This window comes from Aquabacterium sp. G14 (genome assembly GCF_037482285.1).
In the GTDB taxonomy this organism is placed as follows: domain Bacteria; phylum Pseudomonadota; class Gammaproteobacteria; order Burkholderiales; family Burkholderiaceae_C; genus Aquabacterium.
The window spans coordinates 260,026-278,887 of record NZ_JBBEYB010000002.1 but is presented as its reverse complement, the minus strand read 5'-3'; the positions used below and the strand labels follow the sequence as shown (position 1 = coordinate 278,887).

The window sequence follows — 18,862 nt, the reverse complement described above, 5'->3', positions numbered from 1 at the left end:
TGTACGGGTTTATCTGGATGCTGTCTTTTTAACATGCACAACGCGTTTTCAGGGTGGTGTCAACACAAGGGGGGAACCTTTCCGCGCCCCCCTACACTCACAGCCACGGCAGGCGGTTGACACCTGCGCCACACATGTCTGGCATTCGTGGCATGCCTTGTTCACGCTGATGGATTTCATGACCAAACCGACACGTTTGACCTTTGCGTTGCTGCCTCTTCTGATTGCTTCGGCCTGGGTGCCCTTGGCGCACGCCTCCCCTGATGTGGCCAGCCTGTCTCGCGCGGCGGTGTCGAAGGGGGCGGGGCAGAAGGTCACCAGTGTGGAGGGCATCAGCGAGTACCGTTTGCCCAATGGGCTGCAGGTGTTGCTGGTGCCCGATGATGCCAAGCCCACCACCACGGTCAACGTCACCTATCGGGTGGGGTCGCGCCACGAGGGCTATGGCGAAACCGGCATGGCCCACTTGCTGGAGCACCTGATTTTCAAGGGCAGCCCACGCCATCCCCAGGTGTGGGCCGAATTCAACAAGCGTGGACTCAGCGCCAATGGCACCACCTGGTACGACCGCACCAATTACTTTGCCAGCTTTGCCGCGAATGACGACAACCTGAAGTGGTATCTGAACTGGCTGGCCGATGCCATGGTCAACAGCTTCATCGCTCGCAAGGACCTTGACAGCGAGATGACGGTGGTGCGCAACGAGATGGAGATGGGTGAGAACAACCCAGGCCGCATCTTGCTGGAGAAGACGCTGGCCACCATGTACCAGTGGCACAACTACGGCAAGTCCACCATTGGCGCGCGCAGCGACGTCGAGAATGTCGACATCGGTAACCTCAAGGCGTTTTACCAGCGTTATTACCAGCCTGATAACGCCACCCTCATCGTCAGCGGCAAGTTCGATGTGGCCAAGGTGTTGACCTGGGTGCAGCAGTCGTTTGGCGCCATCCCCAAACCCAAGCGGGTGCTGCCGCCTCTCTACACCCTTGATCCGGTTCAGGATGGCGAGCGCAGTGTGACGGTGCGTCGCGTGGGGGGAGTGCCCCTGCTGTTTGCTGCCTACCATGTCGTGCCGGGCGCGCACCCAGACTATGCCGCGGTGGAGATCCTCTCCTCCATTTACGGCGAGGCGCCATCTGGTCGCCTGCACCGCCGTCTCACTGAACAGCAGCTGGTGGCTTCGGTATTTGGCTTCTCGCAGGGCCTGGCCGATCCAGGGCAGATCTTGCTGGGCGCACAGCTGAGCAGCGAGCAGGATCCGGCCAAAGCCGCCCCGGCCATGCTCGCCGAGATTGAGTCGGTGGCCAAGCAGCCCATCACCGAAGCCGAGTTGGCGCGTGCCAAAACCAAATGGCTCAATGAATGGGAGCAGGGCTTTGCCGATCCGGAGCATGTGGGCGTTGTGTTGTCCGAGGCGGTGGCTTTGGGCGACTGGCGTCTGTTTTTCCTGATTCGTGACCGGGTCAAGGCGCTGACGCTGGCCGATGTGCAACGCGTGGCGGAGCAGACCTTTGTCGCTTCCAATCGCACTTTGGGCCAGTACGTGCCCACGGCGACGCCCCAGCGTGCACCCGAGCCTGCTCGTGTCGATGTGGCCGCGGCCATGAAAGACTTCAAGGGGCAGGCAGCTGCGGCCACGGTCGAGGCATTCGATGCGAGCCCGGCCAACATCGATGCGCGTACACAGCGGCTTGCATTGTCTTCAGGTATGCAGCTGGCTTTGTTGCCCAAGTCCACCCGCGGCCAAGCGGTAGAAGTGCAAATGACCCTGCGCTTTGGCGATGAAAAGTCACTTGCCAATTGGGGGGCTGTGCCCTCCGCATTGGCAGCCTTGTTCGACAAGGGCACCCGCAACCTGAACCGCCAGCAACTGCACGATCGCCTCGATGAGCTGCAAATGGCGTGGTCGGTGTCAGCTGGCCCAGGCCGCATGTCGGTGCAGTTCTCGACCCGACGTGACAAGTTGCCTGCCGCCATCGCACTCATCTCCGAGATGCTGCGCTATCCCTCTCTGCCAGCCGATGTCCTGGAGGAGGTGCGGCGTGAGGCACTGTCGGAGTTGGATACACAGCGCAAAGAGCCTGGTGCCTTGTTGGCAGAGGCGATGGATCGCCACGGTAACCCCTATCCGCGCGGCGATGTGCGTCATGCACGCACCTTTGACGAAGTCGAGGCCGACTGGAAGGCCGTGCAGGTGGACCGCATCAAGGCGTTCCATCAGCAGTTTTTGGGCACCAGTCATGCGCAGTTTGCCGCTGTCGGGGATCTGGACGTGAACGCCACGGTTCAGGCACTGGAGGCCGCCTTCGGAGACTGGCGCAGCCCATCACCGTATGCACGGTTGGCTGAGCCTTACCGGACCGTTCCACCGACCCGGATGCAATTGCTCACCCCGGATCGGCAAAACGCTGCCATGTCAGTGAGCTTGCCCTTGCCTTTGAGCGATACACACGCAGATTATCCCGCCCTCATGCTCGCGAATTACCTGCTCGGCGGCGGCGGAGATTCCCGGTTGTGGAACCGGATTCGTGAGAAGGATGGCTTGTCATACAGCGTTTACAGTTCCGTTCAGTGGAATGCCGAAGAGCCTCATTCTCACTGGCATGCTGCGGCCAATTTTGCGCCTCAAAACCGTGACAAAGTGCTAGCCGCCTTCGAGGAAGAGATCCAGCGTGCTCGCCAAGATGGATTCTCGGTCGCTGAATTCGAAGCGGGCAAGCGTGGATTGTTGAATTTCCGGCGCTTGGGTCGAGCCCAAGACGGACGTCTCGCTGATGCGTGGGCGAGCAATCTGTATCTCCAGCGCACTTTTGCCGTCTCGGCACAGGTGGATCAGGCATTGGAGAGGTTGACACTGTCGCAGGTGAATGAAGCCTTGCGTCGCTATATTCAGCCAGATCAGTTCGTGCTGGGGGTCGCAGGAGATTTCAAGTCTCCTTGATCAAGGCCATGGCTGCGCATGGTGGCGCAGCCATGAAAAAAGCCGATGCGGATGCATCGGCTTTGGCAGTGCGGAGAAACCGCTTGGTTTGACGGTTTGTGTCAGATCGCGAAGTCTTCCAGCTTCTTGCCAGAAGCAATGGCGGCTTGAATCCACTTGGGTTGCAGGCCACGGCCGGTCCAGGTTTCGCCGGTGGCATTGTTGCGATACTTCGGAGCCACCTTGCGGCCGGCGCTGCTGCTCGGGGTGCCAGCGACCTTGCCACCAGCCTTCAGGCCCAGGTCAGCCACGGTCAGGCCGTGTTCAGCCAGCAGCGACTTGATCTGAGCGATCACGCCAGCGCGCTCGGCGCGGCGTGCTTCCTGCAACGCCTTTTCCAGTTCTGCGGCTTGCTTTTCGAGGGCGGCTTTTTGGGCGAGGAGGTCTTGGTAGTTGCTCATGTACGATCCTTTGATGCGCTGTTGCCAGGGCTTGAATACTTATTGGGAGGGCGAGACCGGAGGCAACTTGCTGGCCGTCTCCGCGTCATCTGGCGATTATTCTAAACCCAAAAATAAATACCCTGCAATTGCCTTAAATTTCAAAACAACTTATCCGCTTTCCGCGCGGGGGTTTTATGCAGACAACTTGCAAGATCTTTTGCATGAAGTTTTGTGAAGTAATTCCAAGCTTGCGCTGCAAACGCCATCATGGTGTCGAACGTGTCGTCTTCGCGGCTTGGCTCACGGCCTGCCCCAGCTCCACGACAGCCAAGGCGTAATAGCTGGACTGGTTGTAACGCGTGATGGCATAGAAATTCTGTGTCCCCGCAATCAGGGTCGGTTCACTGTCGCCATTTTCCAGCAGCACCAAGGCCAGGGGGCCGGAATGTTGAGAGGCCGATTCGGGTAGGGTGGCCCCCAGGCTGCGCATTTCATCCACAGAAAAGCTCGGGAGAATATCGGGGGCCAGCAGCTTGTGGCGTGCTGCGTCGTCAGACGGGGCGGTCACGCTGAAATGAGTGGCTTGTCCGGTTCGCCAGCCATGCTCTGCCAGGTAATGCGCCACGCTGCCAATGGCGTCGATCGGGCTGTTTTGCAGGTCTACTTTGCCATTGCCATCGAAATCCACTCCCCAGCGTCGAATGGAGCTGGGCATGAATTGCGGCCAGCCAATGGCGCCGGCGTAGGAGCCTGAGACCGCCTCCGGGGCCAGGCGTTGTTCAGCACAGAGTTTCAGATATGCGCCCAGTTCTTTCTTGAAGAATGGGCTGCGGTCACTGCGGCCAGTTGGGAAATCGAGAGACAAGGTGGTCAACACATCCAGTACACGGAAGTTGCCTGTGTAGCGGCCGTAAATGGTTTCAACGCCGATCACCCCTGCGATGATCTCTGCCGGCACGCCGTATTGGGTTTCGGCGCGTTTGAGCTCACCTTCGTATTGCTGCCAGAACGCGACGCCAGCACGGATGCGAATGGGCTCGATGAACCGTGAGCGATACACCCCCCAATTCTTGGCGGTGCCACGGGGGGCCGGCATCATCAGTCGGGCGGCCTGACTTTGGTAACGAGCCGCCGACAATGCCGACCATACCCAGGCCTCGTCCAATGCGTGTGCTTGCGCGATCTCGCGGGCCAGCGCCCGCGCGTCGGTGCGGCCGCCGTAGCTGTCTGGGTCACCTGAACGTGTCACCCATTGAGGCACCACCGTTGGCGTGTTCACAGCTTGGACTTCGGCCGTTGGTGTGAGCGCAGGCGCTGACGCAACGGTTGCGGGGGGCGCAAGCTTTTGCGTGGGCGGCTGCGACGTGCTGCAGGCGCACAGCAGGGCCGCGCTGAGGCAGAGCCCACTCCAACGGGGGGCAGTGATGAGATGACGAGGAAGCAGCATGAACATGTCGGGTGAATAACGGAGGTCTGGGTGCAGTGTGGCAGACCAAAGGGGCCTGATTGTCAGGAGATGCTGCCGGGGCAAAGCTCAGGCGGCGGCTCTCATGCATCATGGCTGGCGGGGCGGCGCAGTACGAGTGCGGCGATGGGTCTGGATGTGTTGACGAATCTGTTTGACCAGACGCTGCGCTTCCCTCAATGGCGGCATAGTTTGCTCGCCGGGGTCGGCGTAGCGCAAAGCATCCAGTTCACTCAACTGCACTTGTAGAAAGTGGCTCAGTTCTTTGGGGAGTGTGTTGGCTGATGACGTCTCACGCAGACGTCTCGCCCAGGCGAGTGCAGGGGCCGGCGCAGGGCAACCCTCAGGGGCCGTCAGGCCCAGGCTGACGAGGCTGCGGTGAAGTTGCCACATGGTGTGGTCCCACGGGCCGAGTGTGGGGCGAGGACGCTGCCACCACAACCAAGCCAAGCCACTCAGGCTCACGGCCGCGAAGATCATGGCGCAGATGCGCAAGAGGTCGGCCCAGTTGTGCGCATCGACTCCCCAGTTTTGAAGCAGACCCAGTTGCTGCTCGCGTGCGTACTGCAGCACCCAGACATTCCAGCGGTGGTTGCCAGCGTCGATGTAGGCTTGCCAGGTCCGCCACCACCGTGCCTGACCTTCACCCAACACACCGGCCAGCCCGCCTTGTCCAAGCCGCGGTCCACCGCTGCGCTCGATGCGGTCAGGTGCCACGGCTGCAGTGGGGTCCACTCGCACCCAACCCTCGCCCTCTTGCCAGAACTCGGCCCAGGCGTGCGCGTCGCTGTTACGCACAACATACTGTCCGTCCACCGTGTTGAGCTCTGCGCCCTGAAAGCCCGTCACCACGCGCGCAGGTACGCCCATGGCTCGCATCACCACGACATAGGCCGTGGCAAAGTGCTCGCAAAAACCGGTGCGACGATCCAGCCAGAAGCGATCGATCAGGTGACGCTCGGGGAGGCCATCTGGACCGGGGGCATCATCTTCGGGTGCCAGCGTGTAGGCAAACTTTTCGGTGCGAATGTGCTGCAACAGTGCCAGCGAAACCGTGCGTGCGTCGGCCTGGGCCAAGCTCGGCAAGGCGCGTTGCGTGCGCGCCCACGCCAGGGTGCGCGGGTTGAAGCCGGCGGGCAGTTGCAGGTAGGGTGTTTGCCGCGTCAGGCCCTCGACAGTCGTGTCACGCGCATCCAGCCACGCTTGCGCGCTGACCTGGATGCGCTCGCCCACGGGACGACCGGTTTCCCAGTCCAAACCCCAGCGACGCATGTCGGGCTGCGTTGCAGGGGGCGTCGGCCTGGCCACCAGCGTGCCGTCCAGCAAAGGCAAAGATCGCAGTCTGGTGGGCTCCAGGGTCACCTGGTAGCTCAAGCCGGGGCCTTGTGCCTGGATCGCGGGGCCGGCTTCCATGCTGAGTTGAGCGCGGAAGGGGAGGGTGCGAGCCGACCACGTCTGGCCATCGAACCAGGTCAGCACCGGGCCACGGAAGTACATCTGGTTGGGGCGTGGGACAACGCCATCGAAGCGCACACGCATGGCGATGCTGTCGTCCAGGGCCAGTTCAGACACATGGCCGAGTTTGAGTCGATCTGACAAGCCGGTCTTGCTGCCCGCATCCGAAGGGAGGCTCCACAGGGGGCCCAGGCGCGGAAAGAACACATACAGGGACAGCATCAGTGGCAGACCCCACAGCAGGCTGATGCCCGATGCCTTGAGTGCACTCCCTATCGACGGGCGGCCCAGCGGACGTTGCGACAGAACCAGTGAACTCAGCAATGCCCAGGCTGCCAGCAGCATCAGCAAGGCCATGACGATGCTTTGCGAGTACAGAAACTGCGTGAACGCCAGGAAAAAGCCCAGGCAGGTGATCACAAATGCATCGCGGCGTGCACGCAACTCCAGCGTTTTGAGTGCGGCCAGCACGGTCACGAGGGTGATGCCTGCGTCACGGCCAAACAGGCTTTGGTGGGTCGACAAGGTCAGTCCCACTGCGCCGGCCAAGCTGATGAACAGCACCCAGCGAGGCGGCAGTGGTGCATCGCGCCAAGCCAGCCCGGCGCGCCACAGGAGGGCCAGCACCGTGCCCACGCTGCACCACAAGGGCAGACGACTGAGGTGTGGCGCCAAGCTCCAGGCCAGCGCCAGGAGCAGCCAGAGTGTGTCTCGGCCCTCGCGGGTGAGCGGGCCCATGCCCCAATGTCGCATCAGGCGTTCCCTCCCGTGCCTGTTCCGGGCCAGGTGGCGAGGGCGTCCAGGCATTCGCGCAGGTGGGCAGCACCTCGGCCGCAGGCGATCGTGTGACCGGGCAGTTTCAAACCGTAGACCCCATTTGGACCCTCCAGGCTGTTTTCGGCTTGCACCACCCACGTGGCCAGCCGGGACAGGCGGGCTTCGGTGCCCAGCCCGGACAGGCCGGGGCTTTGCTCATAGTCCAGCCACAGGTCCGGAGAGCGTCCTTGTTCCGAGGTGCGGCTCACCAGCCCGGTGCCCGACGCAATCGCATGACTGGATTTTTTCCAGGCAATCCAGCGCATCGGGTCTCCACGCCGGTAGTCGCGCAAACCTTCGGGGGGTTCTGTGCTGTGACCGGTCTGCCGTGTGCTCGCACTGAGCGCGGCTTCGGCATGCCAGGCGGGGAGAGCCGGGGCGTGGGGGTCCAGCGCGGGCCAGATCAACACACGACTGAGCGGGCGCCAGTAAGCCCAGGCGCGAAACAAGCCCAGTGGGTAGCCAGACTCGATCGTCACGCGCGGCAAGGTCAGCCAGCCGCGCTGCGGTGCTGGGATGTCCAACTCGAGCACGGCATCCTGCCCCGCGGCCACCTCAACCGGTTGAGCGAGTCCACCCTGCGCCTGTGCCTGCAAACCCCATCGGCCCTTGGTGCGATGGGTGTTGTGCAAACCGATGCTCACATTCAGCACCGATCCTGCATGGACACTGCGCGCCGACAGCAGGCGCAACTGCAAACCCTGCAAGTTGCCGTGAGTCAGGTGTGCTGCGGCCAATGCGCTGCCACCGAGCAGAAAGGTGAGGGCGTAACCCAGGTTGACGCGCTCATTGATCGATGCCACCAACAAAACCACCAGCACGGCGGCGAAACTCCAGCCGCTGCGCGTCGGCAGGATGTACAGATTGCGGTGGGTCAGCGTCAACTGGTCTGTGCGAGGCAGGCGGGATTCCCACCACGCGTCCCAGCGCTGGCGCACCAGGGTCATCGGCGCCTTGCTCATGGCACCGGCACCGCCTCCAGCAGTGCGCGTGCCTGGGCGGCGGCACTGCGGCCCGACTGCGGCAGCGCTTGCAAGCGATGTGCCACGGCCGGCACCCACAGCACCTGAAGATCCTCTGGCGAGACATGGTGGCGCCCCAGGACCAAAGCCCGTGCCCGTGCCAGCTTCAACAGCGACAGCCCGGCCCGAGGGCTCAAGCCCAAGGCGAACCAGCGACCGTCGCGCGTGGCAGCAATCAGCGCTTGCAGATAGTCAAGCAGCCCCGCCGATACATGCACCGTGTCAACCCGGGCTTGCCATTGTGCCCACTCTTGCGGTGTCATCACCGGTTGCAGGGCCTGCAGCAGACCTCTGCGGTCTTCCCCCACCATCAATGCGCGCTCGGCGGCCGGATCGGGGTAGCCCAGTGACAGGCGCATGGCGAACCGGTCCAGCTGCGATTCCGGCAGCGGGTGGGTGCCCAACTGATCCCCGGGATTTTGTGTGGCGATCACGAAAAACGGCGAGGGCAGGGGACGTGTCTCCCCTTCCGCAGATACCTGTCGCTCCTCCATCGCCTCCAGCAGGGCACTTTGGGTGCGTGGTCCCGCTCGGTTGATCTCGTCGGCCAGCAACACCTGGGCAAACACGGGGCCGGGATGAAAGACGAAATCCTCCTTGTGCCGGTCGTACACGCTCACTCCGATCAGGTCGGAGGGCAGCAGGTCAGCTGTGAACTGGATGCGTGAAAAACTCAACCCCAGGCTGTGAGCCAGGGCATGCGACAAGGTGGTTTTCCCCACGCCAGGCACGTCTTCGATCAGCAGGTGACCAGAGGCCAGCAAACAGATGACACTCAAGGTTACCTGCTCGTGCTTGCCCACAATGATCGTGCTAACCTGATCAATGAGACGCGTGATCTGCGAGGTCTGAGCTGACGAGGGCGTGTGCGCCGTGGCGGCGGTCGAGGATTCTTTGCGGAGCATGGTGAAACCATAACTCAAACCCGCCAAAGATGCGGCGGCAGGACACACCCATGGCAACCGGTTATTTTTCCCATCCAGATTGTCTGGCTCACGTGATGGGGGAGGGGCACCCGGAGGGGCCACAGCGCATTCTCGCCATTGAAGACGAATTGAGGTCGCAAGGTCTGGACACGCACCTGGTGCGTGGGGATGTCCCGCTGGCCAGCAACGACGATCTGGCTTTGGCGCACGACCTGAACTACATCCTGACGCTGGACGACTTTCTCCAGCAACTGGAAGCCACCGGCGACAGTCGGGCGCTTGACCCTGATACCTGGGCCTGCCCCGGCACCCGTGCGGCCGCCTGGCGCGCGGCCGGCGCGGCCATCGCCGCCACCGATGCGGTGATCGACGGGCAGATCGACAATGCATTTTGCGCGATCCGTCCCCCCGGGCACCATGCCCCGCACAACCAGACGATGGGTTTTTGCTTCTTCAACAACGTGGCCGTGGCGGCACGTCACGCCCTGGATGTCAGAGGGCTGCAACGGGTGGCCATCGTTGATTTCGATGTGCACCACGGCAACGGCACCGAAGACATCTTTGCGGGTGACGACCGGGTCCTGATGGTCGGTCTGTTCCAGCATCCGCTTTATCCGTTCAGCGGGGCGGAGTCGCGCGCGGGCAACATGGTCAACGTGCCCGTGCCGGCCCGCAGCAACGGGCACACCATCCGTGATGTCATCGAAAGCTACTGGATGTACCGCCTGGAAGATTTTCAGCCCGAGATGATTTTCATTTCAGCCGGGTTTGATGCCCACCGAGAGGATGAAATCGGCGGTTTGCAGCTCGTCGAGGCTGATTACGCCTGGATCACGGGGAAAATTGTGGAAGTGGCGCAGCGTTTCTCGAAAGGGCGCGTGGTTTCCTGCCTTGAAGGCGGCTATCACGTCAGTTCTTTGGCTCGCAGCGTGGCAGCCCACGTGCGGACCCTGCTTGAGGCCTGATGCGCGACGTTTGCTTCCTTCCTGACACATGAATCTCACTCACCCCGTTCAAGATACCTCCCCCCTGACCGCGCGCGAACTGTCCAGCCTTTGGGCCCACCTTCAGACGCCCGTTGCCTTGACTGAAATGGTCATCTTGCTGGGCTGCCTGGGCCTGGCCTGGTTGATCGTGCGGTTGTGGCGTGGCCGTCAGGGTGATGTGCGCTCGATCTGGCTGGGTCACCACGTCATTGATGGTGCTTTGTTCCCGGTGCTGTCGCTCGTTCTGGCCTTGATGGCCTACCGCCTGTTCCAAGGGCATCTGCCCATGATGCTGTTTCAGGTGGCGCTGCCGGTGCTGATGTCGCTTGCCGTCATCCGGGTCACCGTCAAGGTGCTGCGGGTGGTGTTCCCTGAGTCCCAGAAGATGCGTGTACTCGAGCGCACCGTCTCTTGGCTGGCTTGGTTGGCCACCGTACTGTGGGTCACGGGCATCTTGCCCATCATGCTGACCGAAATGGAAAGCGTGACCTGGAAGGTGGGCGGCAGCGTTGTCAACCTGCGCAACCTGGTCGAGGGTGTCATCAACGCGGTGCTCGTGCTGATACTGGCGCTCTCCCTGTCATCTGCTTTGGAAGCACAGTTGCTTAAAGGGGCCACCGACAACCTCTCCTTGCGCAAGATGGCCGTCAACGCCATGCGCTCCATTTTGCTGTTGGTCGGGTTGATGCTGGCGCTGTCCACCGCCGGGATCGATCTGACGGCTCTGTCCGTTTTTGGCGGTGCCATCGGGGTAGGCCTCGGTTTTGGCTTGCAAAAGCTCGCCGCCAATTACGTCAGCGGTTTTGTGATCCTGGCCGAGCGGAGCCTGCGCATCGGCGACCTGGTCAAGGTCGACAACTTCGAAGGCACCATCACCGATATCAACACCCGTTACACCGTCTTGCGGGCCGCGGGTGGGCGTGAGGCCATCGTGCCCAATGAAACCCTCATGACGCAGCGGGTCGAGAATGCCTCGCTGTCCGATCGACAGGTCTCGGTCAGCACCCTGGTTCAGGTCGCCTATGGCACCGATGTCAGGGCACTGTTTCCCGAACTTCTGTCGGCCATTTCTGAAGTGCCTCGCGTGATGGCGGATCCGGCGCCCTCGGTGCAATTGAGCAATTTTGCGGCCGATGGGTTGGAATTGACCATCACCTTCTGGGTCAAGGATCCCGAGTTGGGGTTGGGTGGGCCGCGCTCCAATGTGAATCTGGCGGTGCTCGATACCCTCAACCGCCTGGGCATCGACATCCCCTTTCCGCAGCGCGTGCTTCATCACGCCGCAGCCCCTTCGCTGCGGTCGCATGAGGTATCCTCGGCGGCACCATGAGCTATCCCTTTCAAGCGGATGCCCGCGTGCACGCCTCGGTCGTCGGGCTGATCCTGCTGGCCACCCTGACCCTGTCTTTGGTACTCGGTACGTGGCCGGCCGTGTTGTCGGGTGCCGCAGCGCTGAGCCTGTGCCTCCTGGTGTGGCGCGCCTCACCGCGTGAGGTGCCGGCGCAGTCTGGAGCGGTCCTCTCTCCTGCCGACGGCCGCGTTGTCAAGATTGAAAAAGCCCGCGACCCCTACGCCAACCGTGACGCCCTGCGCATCAGTGTGTTCATGAACCTCTTCGATACCCAAGGCAACCGAGCCAGTGTCGATGGCGTCATCCAGCAAGTTCAGTATTTTCCCGGTCACCTCGTCAGCACCGATCTCGACATTGCCTCTCGTCACAACGAGCGCAATGCTGTCGTCATCGATTCGCACGGTCAAATCGTGACCTTGGTGCAAAGCGCCGGTCTCTTTGCCCGTCGCATCTTGTGTCACGTCAAAGCGGGCGACCGCCTCACGCGGGGGCAGCGCTACGGCCTGATCCGCTTTGGTTCGCGCGTTGACGTTTACCTGCCACCCCACGCCGTGCCCAAGGTGGCACCTGGCGAAAAGGTGTGCGCCACCACCACCATTCTCGCGACCTTGGTCGCGGCCTGAGCATGCCAACTCTCCCTCCCCAGGACCCGGATCACATCGAGGATCACGACAGCCACGACGTGGAAGAGGCGCCGCGCCGGCGTCGCAAGGGCATCTACATCCTGCCCAATCTGTTCACCCTGGCCGCGCTGTTCGGCGGTTTTTACGCCATCGTCATGGCCATGAACGGCAAGTTTGACCTGGCGGCCATCGGCATCTTCTGTGCAGCGGTGCTCGACAGCCTCGACGGCCGCGTTGCCCGCATGACCAACACGCAAAGCGCGTTCGGCGAGCAAATGGACAGTCTCTCTGACATGGTGTCCTTTGGCGCCGCGCCGGCCCTGATCATGTACGAGTGGGCGCTCAAGGACATGGGCAAACTGGGCTGGATTGCCGCCTTTGTGTACTGTTCCGGTGCCGCACTGCGACTGGCTCGTTTCAACACCAACATTGGTGTGGTGGACAAGCGCTTTTTCCAGGGCTTGCCGAGTCCGGCCGCTGCGGCCCTGGTCATGGGCTTGATCTGGGTGGTGACCGACCTGGGCGAAACTGCGCAAAGCCTGCAAGGCATGATCTGGCTGGCCTGTGGCTTCACCCTGTACGCGGGGCTGACCATGGTCACCAACGTGCCGTTCTACAGCTTCAAAGACGTGAACTTCCGGCGTTCTGTCCCCTTCATTGCCATCGTCGCGATTGCGCTGGGCATTTCGGTGATCACCATTCATCCGCCCATCGTGCTGTTTGCCGTCTTCGTCATTTATGGCTTCTCCGGCTATGGCGTCTACATCTGGCGCCGCATGCAGGGCAAGCCCGTGAGCGTGATCTCCACCTCCACCGATGAGCCGGACGAAGCCGGCCTGCACCGCTGAACCTGCTGATCCTGTTTCGGGAGCCTCACTATGACCGACAAACTCATCATTTTCGACACCACCCTGCGCGATGGTGAACAGTCTCCCGGCGCCTCGATGACCCGCGAAGAGAAGCTGCGCATTGCCAAGCAGCTGGAGCGCATGAAGGTGGACGTGATGGAAGCGGGCTTCGCTGCGGCTTCCAATGGCGACTTTGAGGCCATCAAGGCCATTGCCGACGTCATCAAGGACTCCACCGTTTGTTCCTTGGCGCGAGCCAACGACCGCGACATCAGCCGAGCCGCAGAGGCCCTGAAGGGCGCCAATTCCTGGCGCATCCACACCTTCATTGCCACCAGCCCGCTCCACATGGAGAAAAAGCTGCGCATGTCGCCTGAGCAGGTGCTTGAGCAGGCCAAGCTGTCGGTGCGTTTTGCGCGCAACCTGACATCCGATGTGGAGTTCTCGGCAGAGGACGGCTACCGCTCCGAAATCGATTTCCTGGCGCGCGTGTGCGAGGCGGTCATCAACGAGGGGGCTACCACCATCAACATTCCGGACACGGTGGGTTATGCCATCCCGGAGCTGTACGGCAATTTCATCCGCGAGTTGCGCGCCAAGGTGCCCAATTCCGACAAGGCCATCTGGTCAGTGCACTGTCACAACGACTTGGGCATGGCCGTGGCCAACTCGTTGGCCGGCGTCAAGATTGGTGGCGCGCGCCAGGTGGAATGCACCATCAACGGGCTGGGCGAGCGTGCCGGCAATTGCGCGATGGAGGAGGTGGTCATGGCCATCAAGACCCGTCGGGACTATTTTGGCCTGGACGTCGGTGTGGACACCCGTCAGATCATGCCCGCCTCGCGTCTGGTGTCTCAGACCACCGGTTTCGTTGTGCAGCCCAACAAGGCGGTCGTCGGGGCCAACGCATTTGCCCATGCCTCGGGCATCCATCAGGACGGCGTTCTCAAGGCGCGTGACACCTACGAAATCATGCGCGCCGAAGACGTAGGCTGGGCGGCCAACAAGATCGTCCTGGGCAAGCTTTCGGGTCGTAACGCGTTCAAGCAGCGCCTGGAAGAACTGGGCATCGATCTGGATTCCGAGGCCGAAGTCAATGCCGCCTTCGCGAAGTTCAAGGAACTGGCCGACCGCAAGAGTGAGATTTTCGATGAGGACATCATCGCGCTGGTGGGCGACGAGAGCGTCACCAGCGAACAGGAGCACTATCGTCTGGTCGCCCTGTCTCAGCGCTCCGAGACCGGTGAGCGCCCGCACGCCCGTGTGGTCTTTGCGGCCGGCACGGTCGAGCACACCGCCGAGTCTGACGGCAACGGCCCGGTCGATGCGAGCCTCAAGGCGATCGAGACGGTCGTGAAAAGTGGCGCAGAAATTTTGTTGTACTCGGTGAACGCCATCACCTCGGGAAGCACAGAATCACAAGGTGAAGTGACCGTGCGCTTGCAACTGGGTGGGCGAGTGGTCAACGGTGTGGGGGCTGATCCGGATATCGTGGTTGCCTCCGCCAAGGCTTACCTGTCAGCCCTCAACAAGCTGCACAGCAACGCTGAAAAGGTGGCTGCGCAGGGTTGAGCGGGGTGCAAATGACCTGATTCGTCAGGTTACTTGATAAAGGGCGCGTAAGTCGTTGATCTTGCGCGCCTTTTTATTTACACTTTCTGCAAGACGAAAGGGCTGTACCGTGGCACAAGCAAACTGGAAGAAAAACTGGCTGATCTGGGCCTTGACCTCGGTGTTATCCCTGGCCGTGACGGTGCCTGCGCAGGCTGCCAAGTCTGAGCCCACCAAATCGAGCAGCAAGTCCGCTGCCGCCAAGAGCAAAGCCAAGACTGTGGCCAAGAAGAGCACGTCCAGCAAGGAACGTGTGACCCGGTCTGCGGCTCGGAAGAGCGACAGGCAACTCGCGCGCGCCACGGTCAAGAAGAGTGGGAAGGCAGAAACCCGCGCCGAGCGTCTGGCGCGTGTCCGTGCCGAGGCTCGTCAGGCCAAGGTGCTCAAGCGCCCATCCGGCATCCGCACCGCAGCGGCCTCGACCGCTGACCGAGGTGCCGTGCGCCCTCTGGTGGTTCGGTCGTCGCTGTCTTCTCAACAGGGGTTCAGTGGCATGACGGCCGCTGCGGGGCCTGTGCGTGCGTCTTATGGCCAAATTTATGGCTTGCATCACACCCCAGACCCCCTGGACCTGCAGTCCAGCGTGGCCTTGGTGATGGATCAGGACACCAACGAGGTGGTCTTTGCCAAGAATTCCGAGGCGGTGCTGCCCATTGCCTCCCTGACCAAGTTGATGACCGCCCTCGTCATGGTTGAGGCGCACTTGCCTTACGACGAAGCCATCACCATCACCCACGATGACGTGGACACCGAGAAGAACAGCGGTTCGCGTTTGGCCGTGGGCACCACGCTGACACGTGGTGAGTTGCTGCACCTGGCATTGATGTCGTCCGAGAACCGCGCCGCCCACGCATTGGGGCGCACCTTCCCCGGTGGCTTGGGCGCCTTTGTACGCACCATGAATGCCAAGGCGCGCAGCCTTGGGATGATCGACACCCGCTACGTGGATCCGACGGGACTCAACAGTGGCAACCAGTCCAGTGCCAAAGATCTCGCTTCACTGGCCAAGGCAGCGTATCAGCACCCCTTGATCCGCGAACTGTCGGTCTCGCCTGAGCACGCCGTGAACCTGGGCAAACGTCAACTGCAATACCGCAACACCAACAGCTTGGTGCGTGATCCCGCCTGGGAGATCGGTCTGCAGAAAACCGGCTACATCGTTGAAGCGGGGCGTTGCCTGGTCATGCAGGCCAAGATGGCTGGCCGCAAGTTCATCATGGTCTTCCTCGACTCTTCGGGTAAGTATGCGCGACAAGCAGACGCCGAGCGTGTGCGCCGTTGGATTGAAAGTGCGTCGCTCAAAGGCGCCGTGGGCAGTGTGAAGCAGGTGTCGGCACGCGCATCCTGATTTGAGCGCCTGCTCGCTGTGTGAGCAACACGCATCTTGCGCGGCCCGTCCATCGTCAGGTGGACGGGCCGTATGTCATTCTGGCGCTCGCCAGCCCATGGCGGTCGAGATGCGCGACGCCGTTGCTTTCAGGGCCTCAACCCAGTCACTGCGCAGGTCTCCACCTTGCCATGACAGGACCAAGCTGGCGATGATCTGCCCCAGGTCATTGCGGATCGGCGTCGCCGCCATGTGCTGGCCCACCCCCATCGCTTCGTGATGCAACACGATGCCCTGGGTGCGCAGGGTGTCCAGTTCACGTTGCAATCCCTCCAGATTGTCGGCCTGCAACTGGCAGAGGGCCTGCAGGACCAGGCTGGGTTCATCAAGCAGCAGCACCTTGCCGGCAGCACAGCGGGTCAGAGGGGCACGCAAGCCATCCGTGCAGGTCAAATGGATGCCATGTCGCTCGGCCACCGTGCGCTCCACGCACACGGCTTCGTCTTCCTGTCGCACGAACAAGGACACGGCATGCCCAGACAGGCGATGCAGATCCTGCATCGGCCTTGCAGCCTGCTCGCGCACATCCAGGCGAGATTTCACCAAGTTACCCAAGGCCAGCAGACGCATCCCCAGGCGGTAGTGCCCCGGTCCGGAACGCTCCACCAGGCCGCCCACCGCCAAGTCATTGAGGATGCGGTGCGCCGTGGATGGGTGCAGACCCGTGCGCTCGCTGGCCACCTTCAACGACACTGCCTGTGACTCGGTGGCCAGAACGTCAAGCAGGGCGAACATGCGGCTCATCACCTGCACGGACGTGGTCGGGGTGGGTGAATCACTCATCGGCATGACTTTCGACGAAGGGGATTTTGATAGGTGATATTCCTCCGGAACCCGGAAATAATCAACTGCATCAAGGGTCAATGCGCTATCGGAATCCCTCGATTCGGTATTTCATGACACCTGAGCTTGATGGATCTGGATGAATGAGCCTCCTTGTTTTGCGTGCACTGTGTTTGACTCTGGCGACTGTGGGTGGTCTGGTGGCGGCAGCTGACCGACCCGGGGCCATGACGGGAGGAAGGGCTGCCTCATCGTCAACCGCTTCTTCGGGCTCTGCGACCGCGGCTGCGTCGTCCACGCCCAAGTCAAATGACGCGGCGACGCCTGCCGTTGCTGCGTCGGTTGCCGATGCTCCGCCATCTCGGCGGTGGGTGCGCGCCCCTCGTGTCCATGGTCGGCTCACGGCCGAAGACCTCGGCCTGGTCATCAATGAGGATGATCCGTATTCGGTTCAGGTTGGGGCTTACTACGCAAAAGCTCGTCAGATACCGGCATCTCGCATCCTCCGAGTGCGTCTACCCGTCAAGCCTGTGCTGACGCCCGGAGAGTTCGATGGCTTGGCCAAGCAGGTAGATGCCTTTTATGGCAAGCGGGTGCAAGGGCTCGCCTTGAGTTGGCGTCAGCCGTATGCCGTCAACTGCAACGCCATCACCGGTGCCTTGACCATGGGATACGACCACCGGCTGTGTCAGAACACTTGCGGGACGAGTCGACCATCCACCTACTTTGGCGGCATCTCCACACGCCCCCACACTGATCACGGCATGCGCCTGAGCATGTTGCTGGCCGCCAGCGACGTGACCGCCGCCAAGGCACTGATCGATCGAGGGGTTCGGTCGGATCACACGCTGGGCTTGCGGGGGGCACTCCCGGCACAGGTGCACTACGTCCGCACCTCAGACAGCATCCGCAGCCAGCGCCATGTGCTGTTCCCTCCGGCTGGATTGGTGCGGCAGTTGGGCATCGAGGTGCATCTGGACGAGACCGACGCCCTGCAGCACGCTGAGCGGGTCTTGCTCTATCTCACAGGCCGAGAGCGGGTGGAGCACCTCGATACGATTGGGTTCCTGCCGGGGGCACTGGCCGACCACCTGACCTCGTTCGGTGGCGTGCTCGATGGGTCGCATGGACAGATGACGGTCCTGTCCTGGATCGATGCGGGAGCCACGGCCAGTTACGGCACCACCAGTGAGCCCTGTGCGCATCTCCAGAAGTTCCCGGATCCGCAAGCACTGTTGGTGTTCTATGTGCAGGGCGCCACCGCGTTGGAGGCCTACTGGAAAAGCGTGCGCTGGCCACAACAGGGCTTGTTCGTGGGAGAGCCTCTGGCTGCGCCCTTCAGTCGCGCAACCAACCCCACTGCACGCGCTGACTGATCCACCACTTGCGCAGGGGTGTCAGCAACACCCGCTCGTGCAAGATGCGATCGCCCTTGGCCGCAATTTCCTGGAGTTGCGCGAGGTGGATGTGGGCCAGCACACGCAGGGGCAGCAGTGCCTGTGCCTCCTCGGCCGGCAAGGCGCGGATGGCGTCCAGTCCTTGCTCAATGCTGGCGCGGGCTTGTCCGATCAGGTGTTGCAACAATCCCGACCAGCCTGTCGGGGGCTGATCGGCATCGGGTTTGCTCAACTGGTGCGCCCGCACATCGTGGGTCTGCAGTACATCAATCGGTACATGGATCCAACCCAGTCGTGCGTCCAGGCCCAGTCGGGCCACTTGGTGGGACTGCCGCAAGCCCGTCCCCAGCAGGCAGGCAGCCGAGCGCGCCGACAGGCTGCTGGCGCCCAGGATGCACGCAGCCCCCTCCAGCGCAGCGCCAGTGCTCAGCCGGTTGTGACGTTGCAGTGCGGCATCATCGAGCCAGCGGGTCTGATGAACGAGCTGTATCAGACCTTCGAGTTGCTGTGTCCACAGGCTTGCCTCCGGCCAACAACTGGGTTCGGTCAGTGCAGGCAGGGCGGCGCGGGCTTGCATCAAAGGGTGCTGAGCATGTCCATGGAGGCTGTCCCTGACCTCCTTGGCCCACCACTGCAGTTTGCTTTCTGCCACGCCGGCATCGCTCACTTCCAATGGGATGCGACTGACCTCATGCCACCATTGCAGCCACAGTTGCAGGGCAGGGCGCAGCGCGGGCGGCGCACTGCGAAGAGCGTGGTACAGGCTGCTGCCTGGTCTTGGCACGGCTGGGGAAGGGGGGGCAATGGGCCCGGGAGGGGGGGATGA

General features: G+C 62.2%; 16 protein-coding genes. 9 read left to right on the top strand and 7 right to left on the bottom strand.

Annotation, left to right across the window (positions count from 1 at the left end; translation table 11 throughout):
• The first annotated feature begins 178 nt into the window (after positions 1-178).
• Complete coding sequence (locus tag WIT60_RS03610; protein ID WP_339582576.1) at positions 179-2,944, top strand: M16 family metallopeptidase; 2,766 nt, start codon at positions 179-181, stop codon at positions 2,942-2,944.
• Positions 2,945-3,045: 101 nt separating this feature from the next.
• Here WIT60_RS03610 and WIT60_RS03605 read toward each other — a convergent pair whose 3' ends face one another.
• Entirely contained in the window at positions 3,046-3,384 is a 339-nt protein-coding gene (locus tag WIT60_RS03605; protein WP_339582575.1) for an H-NS histone family protein, read from the bottom strand.
• Here WIT60_RS03605 and WIT60_RS03600 point away from each other — a divergent pair.
• Positions 3,383-3,601, top strand: a complete 219-nt coding sequence (locus tag WIT60_RS03600; protein WP_339582574.1) for a hypothetical protein — start codon at positions 3,383-3,385, stop codon at positions 3,599-3,601. The genes WIT60_RS03605 and WIT60_RS03600 overlap by 2 nt on opposite strands.
• Before the next feature lie 30 nt (positions 3,602-3,631).
• Here the strand turns inward: WIT60_RS03600 and mltB are convergent, their stop codons facing one another.
• From mltB to WIT60_RS03580, 4 genes are all read right to left on the bottom strand, one after another.
• Entirely contained in the window at positions 3,632-4,645 is a 1,014-nt protein-coding gene (mltB, locus tag WIT60_RS03595) for a lytic murein transglycosylase B (RefSeq protein ID WP_339582573.1), read from the bottom strand.
• Between the two features lie 276 nt (positions 4,646-4,921).
• Positions 4,922-7,039 carry a transglutaminase TgpA family protein gene (locus WIT60_RS03590; RefSeq protein WP_339582572.1) on the bottom strand — a complete coding sequence of 706 codons (2,118 nt, stop codon included), beginning with the start codon at positions 7,037-7,039 and terminating at the stop codon, positions 4,922-4,924.
• Positions 7,039-8,064 (bottom strand): DUF58 domain-containing protein, encoded by a 1,026-nt coding sequence (locus WIT60_RS03585; protein ID WP_339582571.1) that lies wholly within the window; start codon positions 8,062-8,064, stop codon positions 7,039-7,041. Before WIT60_RS03585 ends, WIT60_RS03590 begins: the two co-directional genes overlap by 1 nt.
• Positions 8,061-9,029, bottom strand: a complete 969-nt coding sequence (locus WIT60_RS03580) for an AAA family ATPase (protein ID WP_339582570.1) — start codon at positions 9,027-9,029, stop codon at positions 8,061-8,063. The genes WIT60_RS03585 and WIT60_RS03580 overlap by 4 nt, the downstream gene beginning before the upstream one ends.
• Positions 9,030-9,079: 50 nt before the next feature.
• Between WIT60_RS03580 and WIT60_RS03575 the strand changes: the two genes are divergently transcribed.
• The 6 genes from WIT60_RS03575 to WIT60_RS03550 all read left to right on the top strand — a co-directional run bounded on the left by WIT60_RS03575 (position 9,080) and on the right by WIT60_RS03550 (position 15,817).
• Positions 9,080-10,015 (top strand): histone deacetylase family protein, encoded by a 936-nt coding sequence (locus WIT60_RS03575; protein WP_339582569.1) that lies wholly within the window; start codon positions 9,080-9,082, stop codon positions 10,013-10,015.
• A 28-nt stretch (positions 10,016-10,043) separates the two neighbouring features.
• Positions 10,044-11,366, top strand: a complete 1,323-nt coding sequence (locus WIT60_RS03570) for a mechanosensitive ion channel family protein (RefSeq protein WP_339582568.1) — start codon at positions 10,044-10,046, stop codon at positions 11,364-11,366.
• Positions 11,363-12,010 (top strand): phosphatidylserine decarboxylase, encoded by a 648-nt coding sequence (locus tag WIT60_RS03565; protein ID WP_445207638.1) that lies wholly within the window; start codon positions 11,363-11,365, stop codon positions 12,008-12,010. The genes WIT60_RS03570 and WIT60_RS03565 overlap by 4 nt, the downstream gene beginning before the upstream one ends.
• A gap of 2 nt (positions 12,011-12,012) precedes the next feature.
• Positions 12,013-12,858: a CDP-diacylglycerol--serine O-phosphatidyltransferase gene (gene pssA / locus WIT60_RS03560; protein WP_445207637.1), complete on the top strand. Its 846-nt coding sequence runs from the start codon at positions 12,013-12,015 to the stop codon at positions 12,856-12,858.
• A gap of 30 nt (positions 12,859-12,888) precedes the next feature.
• Positions 12,889-14,430, top strand: coding sequence for a 2-isopropylmalate synthase (locus WIT60_RS03555; protein WP_339582567.1), 1,542 nt, complete (start codon positions 12,889-12,891; stop codon positions 14,428-14,430).
• A gap of 109 nt (positions 14,431-14,539) precedes the next feature.
• Positions 14,540-15,817 (top strand): serine hydrolase, encoded by a 1,278-nt coding sequence (locus tag WIT60_RS03550; RefSeq protein WP_339582566.1) that lies wholly within the window; start codon positions 14,540-14,542, stop codon positions 15,815-15,817.
• A 75-nt stretch (positions 15,818-15,892) separates the two neighbouring features.
• Here the strand turns inward: WIT60_RS03550 and WIT60_RS03545 are convergent, their stop codons facing one another.
• Positions 15,893-16,639, bottom strand: a complete 747-nt coding sequence (locus WIT60_RS03545; protein WP_339582565.1) for an IclR family transcriptional regulator — start codon at positions 16,637-16,639, stop codon at positions 15,893-15,895.
• Positions 16,640-17,010: 371 nt separating this feature from the next.
• On the opposite strand from WIT60_RS03545, the gene WIT60_RS03540 reads away from it, so the two are divergent.
• Positions 17,011-18,015 carry a TIGR03790 family protein gene (locus WIT60_RS03540; RefSeq protein ID WP_339582564.1) on the top strand — a complete coding sequence of 335 codons (1,005 nt, stop codon included), beginning with the start codon at positions 17,011-17,013 and terminating at the stop codon, positions 18,013-18,015.
• On the opposite strand, the gene WIT60_RS03535 is transcribed toward WIT60_RS03540, so the two are convergent.
• Positions 17,978-18,820: a phytoene/squalene synthase family protein gene (locus WIT60_RS03535; RefSeq protein ID WP_339582563.1), complete on the bottom strand. Its 843-nt coding sequence runs from the start codon at positions 18,818-18,820 to the stop codon at positions 17,978-17,980. The genes WIT60_RS03540 and WIT60_RS03535 overlap by 38 nt on opposite strands.
• Positions 18,821-18,862: the final 42 nt, after the last annotated feature.